2 tRNA genes are annotated in these 325 nt (G+C 37.8%); both read right to left on the bottom strand.

What is annotated here, in order from left to right:
* Positions 1 to 39 precede the first annotated feature (39 nt).
* Positions 40 to 115: transfer RNA gene (locus tag H4J57_RS19660), tRNA-Asn, on the bottom strand.
* 124 nt (positions 116 to 239) lie between these two features.
* Positions 240 to 315, bottom strand: a tRNA-Asn gene (locus H4J57_RS19655).
* Positions 316 to 325: the final 10 nt, after the last annotated feature.

Here is a 325-nt window from a genome sequence, read left to right as displayed (position 1 = left end):
TAAAAAAAAGCCTGCAAATAATTGCAGGCTTATCTTATGTGGCTCCTCAACCTGGACTTGAACCAGGGACAAACGGATTAACAGTCCGTTGCTCTACCAACTGAGCTATTGAGGAATTGTTCTTTATGTAGTTGCCTTTAATAATGAAAAGCGACTATTTTTATTCACTACTATCAATTAATTGAAGTAAGCAATTCAAATAAAAAAAAGCCTGCAAATAATTGCAGGCTTATCTTATGTGGCTCCTCAACCTGGACTTGAACCAGGGACAAACGGATTAACAGTCCGTTGCTCTACCAACTGAGCTATTGAGGAATTGTTCTTT

Source organism: Colwellia sp. BRX8-7, from assembly GCF_014077275.1.
GTDB lineage: Bacteria > Pseudomonadota > Gammaproteobacteria > Enterobacterales > Alteromonadaceae > Colwellia_A.
This window is presented reverse-complemented; position numbering and strand designations above follow the sequence as displayed.